Raw genomic sequence first — 24,293 nt, 5'->3', positions numbered from 1 at the left:
TGCCGACAACCGCTTAGCGAACCCTCACTGGATTCTGACCACAACTGTGTCCGCAGCGCCCGTGGCATCGATCACGGTGAGGCGGGCAAAGCCCGGCCCGGGCGGATCGATCAGGCGCTGGCGCCGGCCGTCGATCTCGCCGACGGCCAGTCCATTGACCAGCATGGTCAGCGGCAGCACGCCCCCGGACACTTTCACCGGCATCACCGACGCCTCGCGTCCCGCGGATCGGTCGACATCGATCCGGGAGCCGTTCAGCGGGAACTGAATGTGCGGCGCCTGCTCTGCGCCGGTCCGCACCAATTCCCCGACCGGCCGGAACCGGCGAAGGGGCATTGGCAACTTTGAATTGCTGGCGACAAGCGCCCCTTTGGGCGCCTTTGGCAGTGTCGCCGGCAGCTTGCCGCTGCGGGCAAAAGCGTCGAACAGGATCGGCGCCGCGGCGACGCGGCCGATCAGGCCGGGCACCGGCGCACCATCGGGCCGGCCGACCCAAACGCCGATCGTGATGCGGCCGTCGAAGCCGACCGACCAGGCGTCACGATAGCCGTAGCTGGTGCCGGTCTTGAAGGCGATCCGGTTCCGGGCTGCGTTTTCCGGCGGCGGCGTCCCCAGCAGCACGTTGCCGACCTGCCAGGCGGCCGCCGAGTCCATCAGCCGCATCGGCTCGCGGGCGTTATCCTGCGCACCGTCAGCCGTCATGATCTCGCGCAGCGGCCTGGTGGTGCCGAGCCGCGGAAAGCCGGTATAGAGCTGGGCGAGGTCCTGCAGGGTCACACCGACGCCGCCAAGGCCCATGGCGAGGCCCGGGGCCTCGTCCTTCGGCAGCACCAGATTGCCGCCCGCCTGCTTCAGCCGCGACGACAGCCGGCTGGCGCCGACGCGGTCCAGCAGCACGATCGCCGGTACGTTCAGCGACAGTTGCAGCGCCTTGCGCACCGGCACCGTGCCCTGGAACGTCATGTCGAAATTCTCCGGCGCATAGGAGCCGAAGCGCACCGGGCGGTCCTCGATCAGGCTCTCCGGGTGCACGAAGCCGTCCTCGAAGGCGAGCCCGTAGATGAACGGCTTCAAGGTCGAGCCGGGCGAGCGCACCGCGCGAGTCATGTCGACCTGCCCTGCCCGCTTCTCGTCGAAATAGTCGGCCGATCCGACATGGGCGAGCACGTCGCCGCTGTCATTGTCGACCACGATGATGCCGACCGAGACGTTTGGTCCCAATGCGATGGCGCGATCGCGCGCCAGCGGCTCCAGCACCTTCTGCAGCGAGGCATCCAGCGTAAGGCGGATCATCGGCTGACCCTTGACGGCCGCCGAGGCCTGGTCGGCGGCATGCGGCGCCAGGATCGGCATCGGCTTGCGGAAGGTAGGCACGGCTTGCGCCTTCGCCTGCGCCGCGTCCTCGGCGGAGATCACGTTCTCCGACACCATGCGGTCGAGCACGCGGTCCCGGCCGCGTCGAGCGGCCTCGGGATGGCGGTCGAGCCGGCGCGTCTCCGGTGACTGCGGCAGCGCCACCAAGAGGGCCGCTTCTGCCAGCGACAGCCGCTTCGGCTCCTTGCCGAAATATGCGATCGAGGCGGCGCGGATGCCTTCGAGATTGCCGCCATAGGGCGCGAGCGTCAGATAAAGATCAAGGATCTCGTCCTTGCTCTTCTGATGCTCGAGCTCGAGCGCGCGCACGATCTGCCTGAGCTTGGCGTGCAGCGAACGCTGCCGTCGCGGCTCCAGCAGCCGCGCCAGCTGCATCGTGATGGTCGAGCCGCCGGAGACGATATGGCCATGCGAGCCGAGTTGGATCGCGGCCCGCGCCAGCGCGCGTGGATCGACGCCGTGGTGGTCGTAGAAGCGCTGGTCCTCATAGGCGAACAGCAGCTTCAGATAGGTCGGATCGACGTCCTTCTTCGCGCTGACCGGCAGCCGCCAGCGCCCGTCCGCCATCGCATAGGCGCGCAAGAGCTTGCCGTGGCGGTCGACGACGGTGGTGGACAGCGCCTCGGCCTCGCGCAGCGGCAGCGGGCCGAGGGAGATGGCGTAGGCGGTGAGTGCGAGAACGATTGCAACGATCGACAGGAGCGTACACACCAACAGCCGTTTGACGCCCCGCCCCCTCCTCCCGTCATGGCCGGGCTTGTCCCGGCCATCCACGTCGTGCGGAGGCAGCGTGGGTGCCCGGGACAAGCCCGGGCATGACGGAGTATGTGGCTCCGTCCTGCGCCCATCACCGCTCGTTCCAGCCTCGCTCATTTCGCCGCGCGGACCTCCACGGACCCCGTCCCGGTCCGACCATAGCGCGACGGATTGTACATGTCCTCGACATAGGCCTGCGGCAGCACGTATTTGCCGGGCGACACCGCGCGCACGACGTAAGCGACCGTGAACACGGACTTGGAATCCGCGGCGCGGTCGAGCGCGGCGGTGAAGCGGTCGTCGCGGAACTCGGTATTGACCGGTTCCTGGCCGTCCTCGATCCAGTCGAGCGTTCCGCTGTCTCCCGACGACACCAGATGCGGATTGTCGATCTCCAGCCCCGCCGGCAGATAGTCCGACACCATGATGTGCCCATATTCCGGCTTGGCCTCGGTGACCTTCAGCACGACAGCGAAACGGTCGTTCTGCTTCGCGGTTCTGATATCCGCCGGCTTGCCGTCGAGCGTGTAGTAGCCGCGCTCGATCTTGAAGCCGTTGGACGCCGCGGGCTCCGGCGTCAGCGGCGAGCCGGACACCGAGACCACCGCCTGCACCGGCGCATCGCCGGTATTGGTGATCTTCAGCGGCTGGCCTGAGAGCTCAGCCGCCTTGTAGCTACGGTACAGCGCCTGCTTCACCGCCTGGCCGTTCACGTCGAGCGTCAAGGTCTCCTTGGCGAGCGCCCGCGCCGCCAGCACCATCCACGCATTTTCCTGCGTCGAGGTGTAGGGCGTCAGCCCGCGCGCGGCCTCGACGCGGGCCACCGCCTGCGTCAGCGTCGCGCGCGGCGCATTGCCCTCGCCCGCCAGCGACACCAGCGCCGCGGCATCGCGCAGGTCGGAGCCGTAGTCGGTGCGGCCGAACACCAGCACCGGCTTCGGCGCGAGGCTGTCGGCTGCGGCACCATAGACCCGCTCGGCGCGGGCGCGATCGCCGACCAGCGCGAGCGCGGCGGCGAGTTGCGCCTTGGCAATTGGAGTTGCCAGATTGCCGAGCTTGGTGTCGGCGAGATAGCGCAGGTCGCCGATCGGCGCCGCGCCGTTGCGCGCCAGCACGTAGAGGCCATAGGCAAGATCGCGGCCTCCTGTCTTCTCCGGCTCCTCGGCATTGACCACCGAGTTCCTGACGCGATCCAGCGCGCTCTTGAACAGCACGTCGGGCACCGCAAAGCCCTTTTCGCGGGCGCGGGTCAGGAAGTCCGTCACGTAGGCGTCGAGCCAGGGATCATCGCCGCCGGCCGACCAGAGGCCGAACGAGCCGTTCGAGCCCTGCCGCGCCAGCAAGCGATCGATCGAGTCGCGGATGCGCTGATCGACCTCGGTGTCCATCGCCAGATGCGCGCCGGCCGCGAGCTCATTGACATAGAGCAGCGGCATCGCTCGGCTGGTGATCTGCTCCGAGCAGCCGTGCGGGTAGCGGTCGAGCGCCTTGAGGATCGTCGCCGCGTCGAGCGCGGTCGACAGTCCCGCCGACAGCGACACCGTGCCGGTGCCCGCCACGAGGTCGGAGAACATGTCCGACGTCAGCGTCAGGCTCTCGCCCTTGGCCAGCGTCCGGATCGAGCGCCGCGCCAGCACCTGTGTCGCCGGCTTGACATCGAGCTGATAATGCCGCGCGAGGCTCAGCCCGTTCGGCCCCTTGATGTCGACGTCGAGCTGCGCCGTGCCGGTGCCCGAGGCGTCCAGCGGCAGGGTCGATGAGCCCCGCTGCTTGGCCGCAAGCTTCAACGTCACATTGGCATTGCCGGACAGCTTGACCGGACCGCTCGCTTTCACGGCCACGACATAGTCTCCGGGCGCGCCCTCGACATTGTCGACGTCGAATGACAGCGTGCCGCGGTCGCCCGACAGCAGGAAGCGCGGCAAGGTCGCGGTCAACACCACGGGATCGCGCACGGTGACATCGATGTTGGCACGGCCGACCTTGGTCGCGCTCCACGCCACCGCCATCACGCGCGCCGTGCCCGCGAACTCCGGAATGTCGAAGCTGACCTCAGCCGTGCCGTCCGGTCCGACGGTGACGATGCCCGAATACAGCGCCAGCGGTTTCTGCGTCGGCGGCGAGCCCTGCAGCTCGGCGCCGCCGGAGTCACCGCCGGAGCGGATCTGGCCGCGCGTGCCCTGCATGCCGTCGATCAGCTGGCCATAGAGATCGCGGATCTCGGCAGAGAGCTGGCGCTGGCCGAGATAATACTCGTCCGGCGCCGGCGGCTTATAGTTGGTGAGGTTGAGAATGCCGACATCGACCGCCGCGATGACGATCTTGGCGTCCTCGCCGGGATTGAGGCCGCCGATCTTGACCGGGATCTTCAACGCCGAGCCCGGCCGCACCAGTGCCGGAGGTGTCAGCGCGACATTCAACGTGCGCGCCGACTTGTCGATGCCGAACCAGGCAACGCCGAGCGCGCGGCCCGGCATGCGCTGCGCGGCCGCATCGAGCGGACGGCGCAAGGTCGTCACGACATAGGCGCCCGTGCCCCAGTCCCTGCCGACCGCGAGCTTGACCTGGTTGGTGCCTTCCTTGACCTCGGTGGTCTGCGTCGTCAGCAGCCGGTCGCCAAGCACGTTGACCGTGAGCTTGCCAGCGGTGCGCGCATTCACCGTCACCACCATGGTGTCGCCCGACTGGTACTGCGGCTTGTCGAGCGAGGTCTCCAGGAGGTCAGGCGTATCGGCGCTGCCCTCGGTGTACCAGCCGACGTCGAACTGCAGCGACGTCACTGGACCGTCGGCCTCGGCCGACTTGACGTCGAGCCGATAGCGTCCAGCCTCCGGCTGGAAGCTCAGCTGCGCCGGCTTGTTGGCGGCGATTGCGACGTCGCCGTCACCGACGCGTTTGGTCGACTTCACCGGCTCATACTCCCAATAGGAGTTCTGCCGGTACCATTGATAGCGCGACTCGATCTTCAGGAGCTCATAGCGCAGGCCATTGCGCGCTAGCGTCTTCCCCTCGGGCGAGACGAACACGATTTCGAACTCGGCCTTGTCGCCCTCGCCGACACTCTTGCCGGAAAACGACGGCTTGATGCCGATCTGCGCCGCCTTGGGCGCCACGGGGAGCACCAGCTTGCGCTCGACGGCGCGGCCGCCGGTCTCGGCCATGCGCACGAAGATCTGCGCCTCCTGCGGCCGGCTCGACGACGGCGGCTTCGGCAGGCTGACCGGGAAGGTCGCCGCGCCCTTGTCGTCGGTCTCGGGCAGCCCCTCGATCGGCGCGCGCTCGTTGGAGGCGCTCTCCTCGTCGGCGACGCCGAACTGATAGCCGGGGAAGCCCGGCCGCTCCGAGGCCGTGGTCACCAGCAGGTCGCCTTCGAGCTGCAGGCCGGAGGCCGGCGCACCATAGAGGAAATGGCCGTCGACCTTCACCTCCACCGGAGTCTCAGCCTTGATCTGCTTGTCCTTGGAGGACAAGTCGAATTCCAGCCGCTCGGGGACGTAGTCCTCGACCATGAACGTGGTCTCGCCGACCGCCGTCCCCTTCGGATCGGTGAAGGCGCGGACGCGATAGGTCCCGGTCGGCACTGCCGAGTTCAGCACCACGCTGAACGAACGGCCGCCGGCGCCCTGATCCGGCAGCACGGCGCGGCGGAACTCGACGCCATCGGGACGCTCGACGACGAGCGTCAGCGGCGTGCCGGTCATGGCGTTGCCCTTGCCGTCGCGCAACAGCGCGGTGAGGTAGACCGTCTCGTTGGAGCGGTAGACGCCGCGCTCGGAATAGACGAAAGCGTCTGGCCCCGTGGGCGCCTCGCGCCCGGCGACGCCGCGATCGGACAGGTCGAAGGCGGACGTCTTCAGGCTGAGGAAGGCATAGTCGGTCTTCTCGCCCGATACGGTCAGCATCGCCGGCGACAGCCCCCCCTCGCCACGCGCCAGGCCCGTCTCGAACAGCACGTGGCCGGCGTCGTCGGTCTTGCGCGTCGCCAGGATCTCGTTGTTGCGTGCCACCAGCCGCACCTCGGCGCGCGCGACCGGATCGGTCGAGGCCAGCGAATTGACGAACACGTGAATGCCGTCATTGCCGGAGAACGCGGCGACGCCGAGATCGGAGACGATGAACCATTGCGTCGCGAGCTGGCCGCCGCTGTCCTCGTCACTGTTGCCGCTGGTCGGGCCCTTCGGCGCGGCCGTCATCACATAGACGCCCGGCTGCATGTCGCTCAGCGCCTGGTCGACCGGGAAGGCAGTGGTGATGTCCTGGTTCAGGGTCATCGCGGTCGACAGCTCGCCGCTCCACACCTTCATGCCGCGCTCGTTGCCGAGATCGGTGAGCTGGTAGCTCGACAGCGGACGCTGGAAGTCGCTGTCGATGACGGTGTTGATCAGGTTGCGGTCGCCGATCCGGAACACGTTGATATTGACCGCGGGCGTGTTGACGCTGACCAGCGGAATGCCCTTCTGCCCGGTGCGCGGCAGCACATAGGCCTTGCCGGTGAAGCGCACGAACGGCTTGCGGTCGCGGACATAGATATTGAACTCGGCCGATTTCGGCAGGCTCTCCTTGACGCTAGAGGGCAGGCCGGCGCGCAGATTGATGTTGTAGCGCTCGCCATGCTTGAGTCCCTCGACGCAGAGCTGCTTGTCCTCCGAGGTCAGCGCCGGCTTGTCATTGCCGGCCTGTGCCACGAAGGGCGAAAAGTCGGTGCGCTTGGCCAGATCCTCGGAGAACTGGAAGCAGGCGCGCGGGCTCGCCGAGTCCGAATCCACGGTATAGTCGAGCAGCCTGAAGCCGTGCTCGTCGCGCATCCGCTCATACTGGCCGCGGACGTCGGCGACCTCACGGAGCTCGAGCGACATCCTGAGCGTATCCAGCGCCGGACGCCACAGCTTGCGCTCGGCCATGGTCTTTCCGAGCACCGCGAGCGCGTCGGCCTCCTCCCCGGCATTGCCGGCGCGCTGATAGGCGATGTAGGCCGCCGTCGAGGCGCGCTCGAGCAGGAAAGTCTGCTCCGACGAGTTGGCCGGCTTGATCTGGTTCAACACAGTGCGCGCCAGCCGCAGCCAGTTGCCGGAATCATCCGGCGCCGCGGTGGCGATCTGCCCGAGGATCTGCAGCCCGGTGCGCAGGTCGTTCCGGCGAAGCGCCGCGTCGGCGTCCGTGCGCAAGGTCGCCAGCGGCTTGTTCACCGCCCCCGCCTCGCTCTTGATCTGCGCCTCCAGCTTGATTGCGGCATCCGCCAGGTCGTCGCGCTTGAACGCCTTGTCGGCGGCGTGGGCAGAAGCAAGACCGAGCGCCATGATGGCGCAGAGGACGGCGGCGCGGACCAGACCGATCATGGGGCAGCTCCTTGGACGGCGATTTCGGCGGCTGTTCGGGACACGCGGAGGGATGTCCGTGTTTGGCCGATTCGTGGCGAGAATGGACGCGAAATGGTGACGGACTGATGGCAAAGGTTGCAGTGGACCGCTGAGCGGCCCGTCGCAGGCGCGATCATCGGCATGCACATGCGACAGGAAAATCTGTTCATCGACGGGCAATTCACGGGACATGGCATACAGACAAGCCGCGGCGGCCGCTGATCCGACGCCGCTGACGCGCAAATGGGGCGATAGACCCACCTCCGCCTCCGCTTGGTCTCCCCGGGCCTCCGTCGGGTTCGGCCGCTCTTGGCGAAACGGAAGATTTTTCATATGACCCGTGCTATGGAAAGCGCGCTGGCCGGACGTCGCCCTCCGGCATCCATCCCATGACGCTCATCCTCCGGACGTTCATCTTGGGATGGTCACCCGGCGATGCTCGTCTCGCGACGACGGTCCCATAGCTCAACTGGATAGAGTAGCGGATTTCTACTCCGCGGGTTGCAGGTTCGAGTCCTGCTGGGATCGCCAATCGCCACGCCAGCGCCATCGTGGCGCCCCGCCGCTCGTTCATTTCGAAGCATCGCCGTGAGCGACAGGGCGTGCGCCACTAGGCTTGCCTTCGTTTGCCGGGCGCGTGGCCATGGCGTTGGGAGGCTCGGTTGGCGAAGCATGAGGCATCCCGGTTTCTGGTCAGAATCCTGCGGTCCCGATTCCGCGACCACAAGACGGAGCTGTCCGAGTTGCGGCGTCACATCCGGCGCGGCGACATCGTTTGCGACATCGGCGCCAACAAGGGCAGTTTTCTCTACTGGCTGGCACGGTGGTCGGCGCCGGGGCGGGTCGTCGCCTTCGAGCCCCAGCCGGATCTTGCCGAGCGATTGGCGCGGCTCTGTTCCCGGTTCTCGCTCGACAATGTCGTGGTCGAACCGCGCGCCGTCTATTCGTGCTCCAGCAGGAAAACCCTGTTCGTTCCCGAGGGGCATCAGCCCGGGGCCTCGCTGCTCCGGCCCGCCGAGACCTCGAGGGCGATCCAGGTGCAGACGACGTCGCTTGACGACTATCTCCCTGACACCGGAAACGTCTCTGCGATCAAGATCGACGTCGAGGGCGCCGAACTCGACGTGCTGCGCGGCGCCGAGCGCACCTTGCGCCGATGCCGGCCGTTGATCGTGGTCGAGTGCGACCGCCGCCTGGCGACGCTCGACAGGGTGAAGGAGACATTCTTGTTCCTGCGGGGTCTCGGCTATCAGGGCCAATTCCTGAGCCACGGGAGATTGCTTCCGTTGTCTGCCTTCGACCCGGAAATCCATCAGCGCGCCGATGGCGAATGGTTCTGGAAGCGGAAGGACTATTGCAACAACTTCATCTTCAGGAGCGTGCGCGCGCCCATGTCCTATGACCGCGAAGCTTTCCTGGCTCCGATCGAAACCACTTCGCTGGGCGCACGAAGTCGTCTTGAAACAGACCCCCGGCATGTTGCCGAGCATCACGTCGACTGATGGGGGTTACCGATGTCCACGTTGCTGAGCTTCATTTTCGAGTCCTATTGCCTGAGCTGCCGGGCGATGTTTCCGGAGCTCGATACCGATCAATCGACCGTCGCTGAGTAGTACGCGCCAAACGGCAGGACTCGCGATCCGCGATTCCGCCGCGCGGGCCCAGCGGTTCTGCTTTAGATGTTCGCCTGCAGCCTGCGACGCAGGATGACCCGCGCGCATTAAGCTTTCCTCTTCAGCTTAACGCCGGCTTCCATTTGACGCCGGCGCCCTTCATCCGCCACGTCTGGGGCGATGGAGTTGCATCATGTTTGAATTGGCCATTTTGACCGCAATCTGTTTCATTGCCGTTGTCGCCCTCACGATCATCTACCAGCGGCGCCAGGACGTTTTGTACGGCCCCTACATCTCGGACGTCTCGTGGCCGACGGCGCTGCCCGACGACCGCATGGAGGCGTCCTCGTCCTGACCTGGACAGGCTCTCAGAAGCCCACTCCGCAGGCGCCACGATCACGTCAGGGAAAATTGGTGGCCGCTGGACCGTCCGGCTTCACAAGCCGATGCGCCCACCGGCCTCGTTGAGCAACGCATCGAGCCGATCCGGGCTCATGCTTTGTCCGCCCGGCGTTTCAATGCTGACGCAGGCGGCGCCGAGACGCAGATAGGCGTTGGCCGTAAGCAGCGCGTCCTGCGCGCTGCGGCACCTGATGGTGGCGATCGCGCTGGCGCTTTGGGCCCGTACGGTGAAGGACGCTGCGGCCATGTAGGGCTGGCTCGTCTGTAAGCGGCGGCTGAAATGAAGCCGAAGCTTATTCAGAGGAGCCCGACGGCATCATTGAGGTGGATCAAAGCCGCCAGCCGAAGACTTCGTTAAAGGCGCCCCGCTCAGCTCCGGTTCAGCGACAGGCTGATACGGGTGACGATGCCGTCCCAATCGCGTTCCCAGGCCCGGGGATAGTTGATCAGCACGCAGTGCACATAGCCCCCAACGAAGTTGCAGCGATTGTACCAGACGTAGTCGCCCTTATAGCTCGACACCGCGAAGAAGCGCGAGGTGACGCGCTTGTATTGGATGTTCGGCGGCGGGTTCTTCCTGGCGAGGAACCGCGCAGGTGACTCCTGCGCGTTGTTGGATATCGACTGCACGGTCAGATTGGCGCGGCCGTCGGCAGTCTGGAAGCGTTGGCCGTAGCCCTCGGGTTGGCCCGCCGTGTCCCTGAAGATCGAGACCGGAATGTCGACCGAGGTGCCGGTCTCCGGGATCCTGTAGGTGTTCCAGCGCACCGATTGGGCTGTCGCGGCGGTGCTCCAGCAGGCGGCGCACGCAAGCACTGCCATCGCCTTGATGATCGGATTCATGTGTGTCGTCCCGAACGGCTTGAGAAACCGATGACGTTGGACCACTTTCACGGCCGCGCGAAGGCAACGTCCGACATCAACGGCAGGGGAACGCACGACACTCGCCGAAGTTCATGGCTCCCGCAGGTCCCGTGCTCGGTCGCTTCCCATCATTGAATCCGGGACGGAGCGGGGTTCCGGGTTGCCGTCGGGCCGTCACCCGCCAGGATCTCGTTCGTCCCGGCCCCGGAGGGCTGCTCCAGTCTCTGCAAGAATGCATCCAGTTGCGGAGCGAGTTGCGAGACGACGAACCTCGAGCCTTCCGGGGTGAAATGGATGGTATCCCAAACGATCGGTGTTTCCGCGTCGATCGTCAGCGGACAACGCCTCTTGCTGCAAATCGTGCCGAGAATGGAAACGTATTGAACGAGCGGATACGCGCGGGCGATCTCTCGCAGACGATCGTCCGCCTCGAACGACGCATCTTTCGGCATCAGCGCGTTGCCGATCGGGACGTGCGTCTGCTCATGGTTGAACAACGTCGACGCCAAGGGAGCTGGAAACTCGATCGAGGGACCGAGGAGCAGAACTGGAACTCCCGTTTCCTGAGCGACCACCAGCAGCGCGTTCAAATGACCGTCGACGCGCCGTGCGGGGGGCTGGCCATAAGTTTCGAGATAGGCGCGCCAATTGCCGGAAAGAATGATGGCGTCAAAGCGGTGCGCCCTGATCTGATCGCGTAGCAGCTGATTGACGTCGTTACAGTTTCGCGAGCTGCGCAGCTTGAGCTCGACAAACGGCGGGCAGCCCCCTGACGTGAGCTGCAGAAGATGGTAGGCATCGGACGATAGGTAGCTGCGCAACGCCCAGGCATAATGCGCGGCAAGGCTGTCGCCGGCGAGCAGAATGTTGCGCTTGTTTGCAGCCGGCTTCAGGCACGCCTCGAAATCGTAGGCCGATGCCGGCTCATCGGGCTGCAAGAAGCAGCTATGCGCCCGATAGAACGGCTCCATCGTCCGGGAATCGTACCGGAGCATTCGCGCCTGTGATTGCGGGAAGCGATCGGCGTAGCCGTCATGCGCGACGCCGTGAATTCCGACCGCAAACAGGACGGCGGCAACGCCCGCGATCACCGGTGAGCCACGCACGCCGACCCACACGGTTCGCGCGCGCGCCGGCCGCTCGACGATGACATAGGAGAAATAGGCCAGCAGCAGCGAGCACAGTAGGAGTCCAGCCGTAGCGGCGGCTGAGGTCGCAACATCCAGCGGCAGCGCGGCCCTGCCGAGGACGAAAACCGGCCAGTGCCAAAGATAGAGCGAATAGGACAGACGACCGAGGAATGCTCCGATCTCGCTGAATGGCAGCCTGGGTCTGCCCTCCTCCTGATTGAACGCGACGATGTAGACCGCAGCACCGACACAGGGGATCAGCGCGTGCAATCCCGGGAAGCGGGTCTCTGCGCGGAAGGTGACCACGGCGAGCAGCATGGAGACCAAGCCCAAGGCCGCGAAGGCCAGGCGCGTCTCGCCTCTGACCGGTGACCATCGATGCAGGAAAAACGCAATGCTTCCGATCAAGAACTCCCAGGCCCGCAGCGGGGCGATGTAGAAGGCGGTCGAGGGCGATTGCTTGATCCAAAGCTCGTCGAGCACACACAGCGCGACCGTTCCGAGGATGACCAGCCCGAGTGACGGCTTCGACGTTGGGTCGGGAAACAGCCGGCTCCAGAGCCATGTCACGACCGGAAACAGGAAATAGAACTGCTCCTCCACCGACAATGACCAGGTGTGGATCAGAATCTTCCCGATCGTTGGCAGATCGAAATAGCCGGTCTGCGACCAGAAGAAGACGTTTGACGAAAACAGAACCGTGGAGATCGCGCTTCCGAAGAACATCCGGTAGTCGCCAGGAGGCGCCAAGAACCACGCGACCAGCCCGGTGACGACGATCATCAGATAGAGCGCCGGAAGCAGGCGCCGCGCCCTTCGTTCGTAGAAGGCGATGAACGAAAAGGAATTGGATTGAATGCCGGTCCAGATGAGACGGGAGATCACATAGCCGGAGATGACGAAGAAGATATCGACCCCGACAAACCCCCCGCCAAAGCCTGGCAACTCGTAATGAAATCCAATGACCGAAATCACGGCGACGGCGCGCAGCCAATCGATGTCCGAACGGTACTCTAAAACCTTTGCACGCGTCATGCTGGCAGCCCGGGCGGGCCGTTCGCCCTAACAAGTTACCTGCTGACATACCGCCAAATGAATTGCAACGTGCAGAAACACACGAAAATACCGTTGATGGTTGGTGTATCCGAATTGCCGCACCCACCTCAGGGGCCCATCATGCGGGATGCTGGAGGATCGCGGGCGCGGCCCGGCTCCCATTCGCCTGCGGCGTCATCCGCTTCGCATCAGGAGGGCGGCCGGTCGGGACATCCCGGTACTGAGATGGGACCGGTGATCGGAAGCTCGACAGAGCAGCGAGAACGCGCAGCATCCGTCCAGGCCGTCACCGGAGGGCGGGCATGCCACGCGCGCTTCCTCCATCATCCATGAACTGCCCATCACGCTGGTGCCTCAACTGGGCTCGACACGAGACGCCCGTGCGATCCCTGCTCGATGATTATGCGGCTGTTGTTTGATGAGCACACCCACCTGCGAGATTTCAGCGAACGGCTTCCGTCGTCACCACTCACATGATACCAGTCATGCTAAAGAAGCCGGCGAGCGAGTGGCGACATTGCCATAGCCGTTAACGCCGCGTCACAAATTGGCCGAGGTCGAGGTGAGCCGCCTCTATACTTCGAGTTGCTTTTGCAACCGCATTGGCGTCGTGGCTCGGACACTGCTCATCGGCCAGCGGGCCGCACAGGCTGAGAACACTCAAACCGCTTCCCCGATGGAATTATGCTTAAAAACGTGCGGCGCCGCGTCGCCGCAACTTGGCAACTTCTTTCAGCAGCCAAGACGTGCAACAATACTGTACGCAACTAATATCAACCTCAGATTTAATTTACTGATCATTTACTTTCCGCAACTTTGCCCCAAAAACTGCACGATGCTGGGTTCCTCTTTCACAATTAGAACTCTTCTGGGACTCTACAAAAACCACCTCCCCAGAACGGGATCTAACAACCTCAGATATACTTTTCATAACTCACTCTCCGTCTTCGTTTCGCGTACAGAGGTCCCACAATGACAACACTCATCAAGGCTCTCCCGACCCATCTCGAAGAGACTCGTATCGACTCCGAGAAGCTGCGCACGATCCTGATGCTCTGCGGCGCCACGGCGTTTGGCTTCATTCTCCACGCCACCTACGGTCTCGATCTCAGCTACGCTTTCTTCTGATTTGATCAGTCCGCCGGTCGCGGGCTGGTACTCTTCATTGCCGGACGCAATCGGCGCCGGTCCCGGCTCGCGGGGTTATTGAACGGCCCCGCGCGTCGCCTTTTTCGCAGCGATACGCGTGTCATGCGAAGAATATGGAAGAGACCGTCCATCACAGGCTTGATCGTGCTTTTGCACAGCCTGGCCGCGTCGCTCCCACAATTCCGCCGCGACGACGCGACACGCTGAGGGTGTTGAGAATTGCGGTTGCTTGAGGACGAGTAGCGTCATGCGTTCACCAGTATATGATCTCTATCAGATGAAGCAGGATCGCTTGCCGAAAGGAGCCCGTTCGGCATGGCTGAGGACGAGGCCGAATGAGCCGCCACCTGCCGCCGACGACTGGGTCTTCGTCGGCAAGGAACGGCATCCGAGCCGGTGGACGGTCGCAGAGATGAATGAAAAAGGCACCTGCTACCGCGAGATTCCGATCTGGCTGTCGAGCCGCCGCAGCATGATGGCTGGATCGGCGGCCGAAAACAGCGCTCAGCCGCCGGCCGCCTGAGATTTCATCGGGGAGCGCTGACATGGCCGCGACGTGCGAGGTTCGTCAACGGCCTGGACAGCGCAATGAACGGGTTCGGCGGTCCTAAGCGAGTTGGACGCCGTAATAGTCGTCGACCTTGCGCCCTGCTCCGGCATCGCCCCAGTCCCACTCACGCTCGTCGGAATATTTCGGCGCACCTCGCAGCTGATTCTCGGTCACGCCGGTAACGTAGCCGCCGAGTCGCGTGTCGTACTTCAGGGATTGCCAGGGCAACGGGTAGTGGTCATTGCCAAGCCCGAGGAAGCCGCCGAAGCCCAGGACGGCATACGAGACCCGCCCGCTCAGCTTGTCGATCATCACGCGTTCGATGGTGCCGATCTTGGTGTCGTCGGCGCCATAGACGGCCGTGCCTTCGACCTTGTCGCTTCCAATCAGGTTGCCATATTCGCGTTCATCGAGCATCGATGTCATGTGATCCTCCCATGCCAATGGATCGGCAACGTTCGACCGTCACCGGCTGTTCCCAAGTCCCGCCGGACGCTCAGTCCGAATCCAAGTCTCCGCTGTGTTGCTTGCGATCCTGCGAAGGATGCCGCGTCGCCTCGCGCGAGGGCGCATCCGGCGATGTAGTCTGATGCACCCGCTGCGCACGCTCCTTGTCGGCGGGCTGGTCCTCGCCGCGTTCAGTCCTGACAATGCCTTGGCTTGGCTGCGTCATCGGATAGCTCCTTCTGTCGGTGATCCAAGCGCGCCGAGCTGGGTAGCGCCGACGCGGCCGCGGTTCGCGCCGTAACGACGCCGGCTACGCCTGTTCGTTCCCTCCTTGAGCCAACACGTCGCAGAATCGACCGCGTCACCCGGCTCAGCGCAGTTCGGAGGCCCTCGCCGGCGCAAGGCGCTGATCACCGGGGAGCGACTGCTGCATGGGACGCACTGACGCCCTCGCCGAAACGCGCCGAGCGACGACCCAACCGAAGAGCCGGATGCGCAGGAGGTCATCGCCTTGATCCGGGCGGGAGGGCGGAAGGCCGTCGCCATCACTGGCGACCTGCGCGACGAGGAGTTCTGCCGGCGGCTGGTGCAACAGGCCATCGAAGCGCTCGGCGGACTCGACATCGTCGCGGCAGCAGACGCGTCAGTCGATCCGGGACGTCTCTTCCGAAGATTTCGATGCAACCATGAAGGCCAACATTCATGCCCCGTTCTGGATCATCAAGGCCGCCTGCCCTCACGTCAAGCCGGGATCAGCCAACGAACTACGTAAAGTCGTTGGCCAAGCAGCCGGGCCGAAGGGTACTCGTAACGCCGTCGCTCCCGGCCAACCTGGACCCCGCTTCAGGTCTCCGGCGGAGCTGAAATGGAGACGCTGGACGCGCGGCGGCCAGACCCCGCTGGGCCGTACCGGCGGAGCTCGGATCGATCCATGTACAATTGGCGGCTGCAAACGCGAGCTACGCCGATGGACAGGTCTATGGATCCTCGGGCGGATCGGCAGCTTTGATGCTGCCGCTGGTTCAGATGCGGGTGATGGGCTGCGGCAGCGAATACGCTTCCGTATGCACCTGGCGGATCGTCGTGAACGCGGCGACGGCCGATGCCAGGCCGAAGGCCGTCAGCAGTGCAATGAGAACGGTGCGGGGTGTCATGGGACGCTCCTCCATTCGGATTTGTTACTTGGGCAGCGCAGTCCGGGGCTCTCCGAGCGGCGCAATCTCGCCATCGAGCCAATCCTGCTGGAGGGCGAGGGCGTTCCAGCCCTGGGCCATCCGTTGATAGCGCCGGAACGCCGGCTCTCCGTCGGCGCGCTCCGCGAGCTGAAGACAGTTGTCTGCGTTCTCTCTGAAAAGATCTGATTGTTTCATCCCAATGAGTTGGTAGACGCGGCGGAGCGGTGCAACTCTGTTACATGATATTAATATTCGCCCTGCGCTCGATGGAACATGGCGCGCATTGCAGCGCCATCCGACCTCCTCCTGTCTCCCGTACCATTCCTCGTCGTGCCTTCGGAGGCCATCGCGGCGACTGAGCTACCGATCTCGACCCGCGGTTCTCCGACGGCGTCTCTTCGTTGTTCCATGGAAATGGCCGTCCTCGTTGGCAGTTAAATCCTTTGGAACCCTATTGCTGGAGGGGAGTTGAGGTGCTTGTGCCAGCAGAAGCCGGTTCCATAAGCCTGAGAAATCGGCGTCCCGGCTTGATTTGGATAGTTGCGGCGGCTTGTATGCCGCCGGCTATACGAATCTCGGATTCTTGCTGGCAGGCGGTCTGCCACGGGGGAACTTGATGAGCGATGTCGATTCTGCTGCCGGTCCGATGCCCCTGCGCCAAGGGTTTGGTCGCCAAGGCAACGGAGCCGAGGCGGCCGATGCCAGCCAGGATCTGCTCCGTGTCCTCCAGGCGATGCGTTCCGGAGATTTCTCCGTGCGCATGAGCGGCGACTATCTCGGCATTGACGGCAAGATCGCCGACACGTTCAACGAGATCATTGCAGCCAACGAGCGGATGGCGCAGCAGCTCGAACGCGTCGGCCAGGTCGTGGGACGGGAGGGAAAGACGCGCCAGCGCGTGCGATTCGGCATTGCCAGCGGCTCCTGGGCGGACATGGAGAGCTCGATCAACACGTTGATCGACGATCTTCTATGGCCCACCCGCGAGGTGACGCGCGCGGTCGCCGCCGTGGCCCAAGGCGACCTCCTGCAGACCGTGAAGCTGGACGTCGATGGGCGGCCTCTGGGCGGCGAGTTCCTGCAGTCGGCGACCATCGTCAACACGATGATCAAGCAGCTCAGCGTCTTCACCTCCGAGGTGACGCGCGTGGCGCGCGAGGTCGGCACCGAGGGCAAGCTCGGCGGCCAGGCCCAGGTTCCCGAGGTCACGGGCGTCTGGAAGGACCTGACCGAGAGCGTCAACTCGATGGCCAACAACCTCACCGGCCAGGTCCGCAACATCGCGGAGGTGACAATCGCGGTGGCCAATGGCGACCTGTCGAAGAAGATCACCGTCGACGTGCGCGGCGAGATCCTGCAGCTGAAGGAAGCCATCAACACGATGGTCGATCAGTTGCGCTCGTTCGCCTCTGAGGTGACGCGCGTGGCGCGCGAGGTCGGCACCGACGGCAAGCTCGGCGGCCAGGCGATCGTTCCCGGCGTTGCCGGCACCTGGAAGGACCTCACCGACTCCGTCAACGCGATGTGCGGCAACCTCACCGCTCAGGTCCGCAACATTGCCAACGTCACCACTGCGGTCGCCCGCGGCGACCTGTCACGCAAGATCACGGTCGACGTGCGCGGCGAGATCTTGGAGCTGAAGGACACCATCAACACGATGGTCGACCAGCTCAACGCCTTCGCCTCCGAAGTGACGCGCGTGGCGCGCGAGGTCGGCACCGAGGGCAAGCTCGGCGGCCAGGCGCAGGTGCCGGGCGTTGCCGGCACCTGGAAGGATCTCACCGACAACGTGAACTTCATGGCGTCGAACCTGACGGCCCAGGTGCGCAACATCGCCGACGTCGCGACCGCCATCGCCAGCGGCGATCTATCAAAGAAGATCACGGTCAACGTCTCCGGCGAGATACTTCAGTTGAAGGAGACGCTGAACACGATGGTCGACCAGCTCAACGCGTTCGCCGGCGAGGTCACGCGCGTCGCGCGCGAGGTCGGCACCGACGGTCGGCTCGGCGGCCAGGCCAACGTGCTCGGCGTTGCCGGCACCTGGAAGGATCTCACCGAGAGCGTCAACTCGATGGCGTCGAACCTGACGGCGCAGGTCCGCAACATCGCGGAGGTGACGACCGCCGTCGCCAATGGCGACCTGTCCAAGAAGATCACCGTCGATGTGCGGGGCGAGATCCTGGAGCTGAAGGACACCATCAACACGATGGTCGACCAGCTCAACGCCTTCGCCGGCGAGGTGACGCGCGTGGCGCGCGAGGTCGGCACCGAGGGCAAGCTCGGCGGCCAGGCCATGGTGCGTGGAGTCGCCGGCACCTGGAAAGACCTCACCGACAGCGTCAACTCGATGGCCTCGAACCTGACCGGCCAGGTCCGCAACATCGCGGAGGTCGCCACCGCCGTCGCCAAGGGCGACCTGTCGAAGAAGATCACGGTCAACGTCTCCGGCGAGATCCTTCAACTGAAGGAGACGCTGAACACGATGGTCGACCAGCTCAACGCCTTTGCTGGCGAAGTCACCCGCGTGGCGCGCGAGGTCGGCACCGACGGCAAGCTCGGCGGCCAGGCCGAGGTGCCCGGCGTCGCCGGCACCTGGAAGGACCTCACCGACAGCGTCAACTCGATGGCCGGCAATCTGACCGCCCAAGTGCGCAACATCGCCGAGGTCGCAACCGCCATCGCCGGCGGCGACCTGTCGCGCAAGATCACGGTGGACGTCCGCGGCGAGATCCTGAGCCTCAAGGAGACGCTGAACACGATGGTGGATCAGCTCAACCGCTTCGCGGGCGAGGTGACGCGCGTGGCGCGCGAGGTCGGCACCGAGGGCCGGCTCGGCGGCCAGGCCAACGTCCCCGGCGTCGCCGGCACCTGGAAGGATCTCACCGACAGCGTCAACTCGATGGCCGGCAATCTGACGGCCCAGGTCCGCAACATCGCCGAGGTGACCACGGCCGTGGCGCGCGGTGACCTCTCCCGCAAGATCACCGTGGACGTGAAGGGCGAAATCCTCGAGCTGAAAAACACCATCAACACGATGGTGGACCAGCTCAACGCCTTCGCGTCCGAAGTGACGCGCGTCGCCCGTGAGGTCGGCACCGAAGGCAAGCTCGGCGGCCAGGCCGAGGTGCCCGAAGTCGCTGGTACCTGGAAGGACCTCACCGACAGCGTCAACTTCATGGCCTCGAACCTGACCGCGCAGGTCCGCAACATCGCCGAGGTCGCGACCGCCATCGCCGGCGGCGACCTATCGAAGAAGATCACGGTCGACGTGCGCGGCGAAATCCTGCTGCTCAAGGACACCCTGAACACGATGGTGGAGCAGTTGCGCTCGTTCGCGGCCGAAGTGACGCGCGTCGCGCGCGAGGTCGGCACCGAGGGCCGGCTGGGCGGCCAGGCCGTTGTGCCCGGGGTCGGCGGCACCTGGAAGGATTTGACCGACAACGTCAACCTGCTCGCGGCCAACCTGACCACGCAGGTCCGCAACATCGCAGAGGTCACCACCGCGGTGGCGCGCGGCGACCTGTCGCGCAAGATCACCGTCGACGTGAAGGGCGAAATCCTCGAGCTGAAGAACACCATCAACACCATGGTCGATCAGCTCAACGCCTTCGCCGGCGAGGTGACGCGCGTGGCGCGCGAGGTCGGCACCGAAGGCAAGCTCGGCGGGCAGGCGCAGGTGCCGGGCGTTGCCGGCACCTGGAAGGATCTCACCGATACCGTGAACTTCATGGCCGCGAACCTGACCGAGCAGGTCCGCGGCATCGTCAAGGTCGTGACCGCCGTCGCCAACGGCGATCTCAAGCAGAATCTCACGGTCAAATCGAAGGGCGAGGTCGCAGCGCTCGCCGACACCATCAACAACATGACGGAGACGCTGGCGACCTTCGCCGACCAGGTGACGAGCGTGGCCCGCGAGGTCGGCGTCGAGGGCAGGCTCGGCGGTCAGGCCAACGTGCCCGGCGCGGCCGGCACGTGGAAGGACCTGACCGGCAACGTCAACCTGCTCGCGGCCAATCTGACGTCCCAGGTGCGCGCTATCGCCGAGGTCGCGACGGCCGTGACCAAGGGCGATCTCACCCGCTCCATCCAGGTCGATGCCCGCGGCGAGGTGGCCGAGCTCAAAGACAACATCAATACGATGATCACCAATCTGAGGCTCACCACCGACCTCAACACCGAGCAGGATTGGCTCAAGACGAACCTCGCCAAGTTCACCAACATGCTGCAGGGCCAGCGCGACCTGACCACCGTCGGCCGCCTGCTGCTGACCGAGCTGACGCCGCTGGTGAACGCCCATCGCGGTGTGATCTATCAGGTCGAGACTGAGTCCGCGCCACAGCTGCGCCTGCTCGCCTCATACGCCGATGACGGCATCTATCCTCACCGGACGCATGTCCAGTTCGGCGAGGGCCTCATCGGGCAATGCGCGATCGACAAACGCCAGCGGCTGGTCTCGGAGATCCCAGCCGACGTCATCCCCGTGGGCTCCGCCCTGCTCCGCGCCGTCCCGAAGAACCTCGTGGTGCTGCCGGTGTTGTTCGAGAACCAGGTCAAGGCGGTGATCGAGCTGGCGTCGCTCAGCCCATTCACGACGTCGCAGATGACGTTCCTCGAGCAGCTCACCGACTCCATCGGCATCGTGCTCAATTCGATCGAAGCCACGATGCAGACCGAGGGACTGCTGAAGCAGTCGCAGCAGCTCGCCGCGGAGCTTCAGACCCAGCAGCGCGAGCTGCAGCAGACCAACGAACAGCTCGAGCAGAAGGCGCAACAGCTCGCCGAGCGCAACGTCGAGGTCGAGCGCAAGAACCAGGAGATCGAGCAGGCCCGCCGCGCGCTCGAGGAAAAGGCGACCGAACTCGCGCTGACATCCAAGTACAAGTCCGAGTTCCTCGCCAACATGTCGCACGAGCTGCGCACGCCGCTCAACAGCATCCTGATCCTCGGCCAGCAGCTGACCGAGAATCCGGACGGCAATCTCACTCTCAAGCAGGTCGAGTTCGCCCGCACCATCCATGGCGCCGGCACCGATCTGCTCAATCTGATCAGCGACATCCTCGATCTCTCCAAGATCGAGTCCGGCACCGTGACGGTCGATGCCGAGGAGATCCTCACCACCAACCTCCTGGATACCGTGGGACGTCCGTTCCGCCACGAGGCAGAAAACCGCCTGCTCGCCTTCAACATCGACGTCGACCCGAACCTGGCCCGCAGCATCGTCACGGATTCCAAGCGCTTGCAGCAGGTGCTGAAGAACCTGCTTTCGAACGCCTTCAAGTTCACCGCCGAAGGAGGGGTGCGCTTGAAGGTGTCTGCGGCGCTCGGCGGATGGAGCGCAGAACATCCGGTGCTCAACACTGCGCCGGCCGTGATCGCGTTCGAGGTCTCGGACACCGGCATCGGCATTCCGCAAGACAAGCAGAAGCTGATCTTCGAGGCGTTCCAGCAGGCGGATGCCGGCACGAGCCGCAAATATGGCGGCACCGGTCTCGGGCTCGCGATCAGCCGCGAGCTCGCCAACCTCCTGGGCGGCGAGATCCATCTCAAGAGCGCCCCCGGCAAAGGCAGCACCTTCACGCTCTATCTGCCGCTCAAATATTCAGGTCCCGCAACGACGCCGCGCGTCAGTCCCGCATCGCCCGTTCCCTACGTTCAACCTCCAGCCCTGCAGCAAGCGGCCGCGCCGGAGCGCGGGATCGAGCCGCCGCCGGACGATCGTCTCGATCTCGAACCCGGCGATACGATCCTGCTCGTGGTCGAGGACGATCCACACTACGCGCGCGTCCTGATCGACCTCGCGCGCGATAAGGGCTTCAAGGTCCTGATCGCCGGCCGCGGCGCCGAAGCGCTGGATCTCGCCAAGCAGTATCAACCAGCCGCGATCTCTCTGGACGTCTTCCTGCCGGATATGCTCGGCTGGACCGTTCTGAGCCAGCTCAAGCATAATCCGCTGACGCGGCACATCCCGGTGCAGATCATCACGCTCGACGAAGATCGCCAGCACGCTTTGGCGCGTGGCGCCTTCTCCTTTGTCAGCAAGCCCACGACAACAGAAGGCGTCAGCGCGGCCCTGTCGCAGATCAAGGAATACGCCAAGCCGCGACGCAAGCGGCTGCTGATCGTCGAGGACAACGCGGCCGAGCAGCTCAGCATCCGCCAGCTGTTGGATCACGACGACATCGAGATCATCGCGGCGGATACGGGAGCTGCGGCGCTCGATACGCTGCGTAGCGCCCCGTGCGATTGCGTGGTTCTCGATCTGCGGCTGCCCGACATGAGCGGGTTCGACGTCCTCGATCAATTGCGCTCCGACGAATTCTTGTCGAGCGTTCCGGTGGTCGTCTTCACCGGGCGGGAATTGTCGGCCGAGGAGGATGCGGAACTGCATACGATGGCGCGGAGCATCGTCGTCAAGGGCGTGGAATCGCCGGAGCGGCTGCTCGACGAGACGTCGTTGTTCCTGCACCGTGTGATTACGGAACTGCCGCTCGAGAAGCAGCGCATGCTCGAGAAGCTGAACAGTTCCGACGAGGATCTGATCGGCAAGACGGTGCTGCTGGTCGACGACGACGCCCGCAACATCTTTGCTCTCTCCAGCGTGCTGGAACGCCGCGGCATGAAGGTGCTGACGGCGACCACCGGCAGCGAAGCGATCGACCTGGTGCAGAGCAATCCTGCAATCGCGATCGTCCTCATGGACATCATGATGCCGCAGATGGATGGTTATCAGACAATCGGCGTCATCAGGCAAAACCCCGCCTTCGTCCGGCTCCCCATCATCGCGTTGACCGCGAAAGCCATGAAGGGAGACCGCGAAAAGTGTCTCGAAGCTGGCGCCTCCGATTATCTGGCAAAACCCGTCAACACCGAGCAGCTGCTTCTTGCGATTCGCATGTGGCTGCACCGCTGAACGGCTCATCATGATGGAACATGCGAAGGTCAACATCCTCCTGGTCGACGATCAGCCCGCGAAGCTGCTGGCCTACGAGGTCATCCTGAAGGAACTCGGCGAAAACCTCGTAGTCGCCACCTCTGGTCGCGAGGCGCTCGAAATTCTGTTGAAGAACGAGATCGCCGTGATCCTCGTCGACGTCTGCATGCCTGAGCTCGACGGTTTCGAGCTGGCGCAAATGATCCGTGAGCATCCGAGGTTCCAGAAGATTGCGATCATCTTCATCTCCGCCATCCAGGTAAGCGACTTCGATCGCCTGCGTGGCTATGAGATGGGCGCCGTCGACTACGTGCCGGTTCCCGTCGTGCCGGAGGTGCTGCGCGCCAAAATCAAGGTCTTTGCCGAGCTCTATCGCAAGACACGCGAGCTGGAACATCTGAACCTTGAGCTGGAGGACCGGGTACGGGCCCGCACGGCCGAGCTTGAGCGATCAACAGCAAAGCTCGTCGAGAGCGAGCAGCGTCGGAGCATGGCGATCGCGGCCGGCCGGATGGGCTCGTGGGACTGGGACGGTGTCGATGGCGACTGGATGTGGGACGAGGGCCAGTACCGCATCTTCGGCGTCACGCCGCAGAACTTCGAGCTGAACACCGTGAACATCATGGCGCTGCTGCACCGGGAGGATGCCGAGCGCGCCCGCCAGGTGGTCGCGGAATTCAGCCGTGGCACGGCTTCGTATGAGGCTGAGTTCCGGATCAACCGGCCCGATGGCGAAGAGCGGTGGTGCGTTGGAACGGCCGCGGCGACCACCGACAGGACTGGCCGCGTGATCCGCGTCAGCGGGGTCACGATCGACATCACCGAGCGCAAGCGCGCCGAGGAACGACAGAACCTGCTGACCCGCGAGGTCGATCATCGTGCCAAGAATGCGCTGACCTTGGCCCAGTCGATCGTGCGGCTCACCAAGGCGGACAGCGTGAAGACCTATGTCAACGCGGTAGAGGGGCGCATCAGCGCACTGGCCCGCGTTCACACCATCCTCTCGCTATCAAGCTGGGAAGGTGCGAAGATAAGCAGGTTGGTGGCCGAAGAACTTGCACCCTATGCACCGGGCGGCCAGGTCGCCTTTGACGGTGCCGAGCTGCAACTCGAGCCTGCGACCGCACAGACGCTGGCGTTGGCGCTGCACGAGCTGGTGACAAACTCGGCCAAATACGGCGCGCTGTCGGTCCGCTCCGGACATCTCTCGGTCAAATGGACCATCGAGGATGAGCGCCTGGATCTGATCTGGATTGAAACCGGCGGTCCCTTGGTGCGCGCACCGACCTCGCGCGGCTTCGGCACGCGCAGCCTGATGGCCAGTGTGGAAAGCCAGCTCGGTGGGCGCGCCTCCTTCGACTGGCGTCCAGAGGGATTGGTGTGCCGGCTGGTCGTCCCGCTCCGCCCCGGCGCGACCCCGCCGGAGATCACGAGCCCTTGCGCAACGGCGGCGCCGGGCGACGCACGACAACGGGCTGCGGGCTGA

Annotated in this window: 14 protein-coding genes, 1 tRNA gene and 1 pseudogene; 8 read left to right on the top strand and 8 right to left on the bottom strand. The window is 64.6% G+C overall.

Annotated elements, in window-relative coordinates; genetic code table 11:
* Nucleotides 1–24 precede the first annotated feature (24 nt).
* Entirely contained in the window at nt 25–2,247 is a 2,223-nt protein-coding gene (gene pbpC / locus QW845_RS01545) for a penicillin-binding protein 1C (protein ID WP_315799904.1), read from the bottom strand.
* Entirely contained in the window at nt 2,244–7,466 is a 5,223-nt protein-coding gene (locus tag QW845_RS01540; RefSeq protein ID WP_315799903.1) for an alpha-2-macroglobulin, read from the bottom strand. The genes pbpC and QW845_RS01540 overlap by 4 nt, the downstream gene beginning before the upstream one ends.
* A 475-nt stretch (nt 7,467–7,941) precedes the next feature.
* Between QW845_RS01540 and QW845_RS01535 the strand changes: the two genes are divergently transcribed.
* The 3 genes from QW845_RS01535 to QW845_RS01525 all read left to right on the top strand — a co-directional run bounded on the left by QW845_RS01535 (nt 7,942) and on the right by QW845_RS01525 (nt 9,455).
* A tRNA-Arg gene (locus tag QW845_RS01535) sits at nt 7,942–8,018 on the top strand.
* Between the two features lie 131 nt (nt 8,019–8,149).
* Nucleotides 8,150–8,989, top strand: coding sequence for an FkbM family methyltransferase (locus tag QW845_RS01530; RefSeq protein WP_315800422.1), 840 nt, complete (start codon nt 8,150–8,152; stop codon nt 8,987–8,989).
* Nucleotides 8,990–9,293: 304 nt separating this feature from the next.
* Nucleotides 9,294–9,455: a hypothetical protein gene (locus QW845_RS01525; protein ID WP_315799902.1), complete on the top strand. Its 162-nt coding sequence runs from the start codon at nt 9,294–9,296 to the stop codon at nt 9,453–9,455.
* 81 nt (nt 9,456–9,536) lie between these two features.
* Here the strand turns inward: QW845_RS01525 and QW845_RS01520 are convergent, their stop codons facing one another.
* The 3 genes from QW845_RS01520 to QW845_RS01510 all read right to left on the bottom strand — a co-directional run bounded on the left by QW845_RS01520 (nt 9,537) and on the right by QW845_RS01510 (nt 12,531).
* Entirely contained in the window at nt 9,537–9,749 is a 213-nt protein-coding gene (locus tag QW845_RS01520; protein ID WP_315799901.1) for a hypothetical protein, read from the bottom strand.
* A 122-nt stretch (nt 9,750–9,871) separates the two neighbouring features.
* A complete protein-coding gene (locus tag QW845_RS01515; protein WP_315799900.1) occupies nt 9,872–10,345 on the bottom strand; it encodes a hypothetical protein in 474 nt (157 codons plus the stop codon).
* 149 nt (nt 10,346–10,494) lie between these two features.
* Nucleotides 10,495–12,531, bottom strand: coding sequence for an acyltransferase family protein (locus QW845_RS01510; RefSeq protein WP_315799899.1), 2,037 nt, complete (start codon nt 12,529–12,531; stop codon nt 10,495–10,497).
* Nucleotides 12,532–13,524: 993 nt separating this feature from the next.
* On the opposite strand from QW845_RS01510, the gene QW845_RS01505 reads away from it, so the two are divergent.
* Both QW845_RS01505 and QW845_RS01500 read left to right on the top strand, forming a co-directional pair.
* Nucleotides 13,525–13,680 (top strand): hypothetical protein, encoded by a 156-nt coding sequence (locus QW845_RS01505; protein WP_315738062.1) that lies wholly within the window; start codon nt 13,525–13,527, stop codon nt 13,678–13,680.
* A gap of 268 nt (nt 13,681–13,948) precedes the next feature.
* Nucleotides 13,949–14,224 (top strand): hypothetical protein, encoded by a 276-nt coding sequence (locus tag QW845_RS01500; protein WP_315799898.1) that lies wholly within the window; start codon nt 13,949–13,951, stop codon nt 14,222–14,224.
* An 84-nt stretch (nt 14,225–14,308) separates the two neighbouring features.
* On the opposite strand, the gene QW845_RS01495 is transcribed toward QW845_RS01500, so the two are convergent.
* The gene (locus QW845_RS01495; protein ID WP_315738064.1) at nt 14,309–14,677 is read right to left on the bottom strand and encodes a PRC-barrel domain-containing protein; all 369 of its coding nucleotides are present in this window, start codon (nt 14,675–14,677) and stop codon (nt 14,309–14,311) included.
* A 376-nt stretch (nt 14,678–15,053) separates the two neighbouring features.
* Here QW845_RS01495 and QW845_RS01490 point away from each other — a divergent pair.
* A pseudogene (locus QW845_RS01490) lies at nt 15,054–15,706 on the top strand (SDR family oxidoreductase); the annotation flags it as partial.
* 14 nt (nt 15,707–15,720) lie between these two features.
* Here QW845_RS01490 and QW845_RS01485 read toward each other — a convergent pair.
* Nucleotides 15,721–15,852, bottom strand: a complete 132-nt coding sequence (locus tag QW845_RS01485; protein ID WP_315799897.1) for a hypothetical protein — start codon at nt 15,850–15,852, stop codon at nt 15,721–15,723.
* 24 nt (nt 15,853–15,876) lie between these two features.
* A complete protein-coding gene (locus QW845_RS01480) occupies nt 15,877–16,068 on the bottom strand; it encodes a hypothetical protein (RefSeq protein WP_315799896.1) in 192 nt (63 codons plus the stop codon).
* Nucleotides 16,069–16,606: 538 nt separating this feature from the next.
* Between QW845_RS01480 and QW845_RS01475 the strand changes: the two genes are divergently transcribed.
* Complete coding sequence (locus QW845_RS01475; RefSeq protein ID WP_315800421.1) at nt 16,607–22,786, top strand: HAMP domain-containing protein; 6,180 nt, start codon at nt 16,607–16,609, stop codon at nt 22,784–22,786.
* Nucleotides 22,787–22,799: 13 nt separating this feature from the next.
* The gene (locus tag QW845_RS01470; protein ID WP_315800420.1) at nt 22,800–24,293 is read left to right on the top strand and encodes an HWE histidine kinase domain-containing protein; all 1,494 of its coding nucleotides are present in this window, start codon (nt 22,800–22,802) and stop codon (nt 24,291–24,293) included.

It is taken from the genome of Bradyrhizobium sp. SZCCHNS3002 (assembly GCF_032377435.1).
Classification (GTDB): Bacteria; Pseudomonadota; Alphaproteobacteria; order Rhizobiales; family Xanthobacteraceae; genus Bradyrhizobium.
The sequence above is the reverse complement of the archived record's forward strand: the minus strand, read 5'-3'. Positions and strand labels throughout refer to the sequence as shown.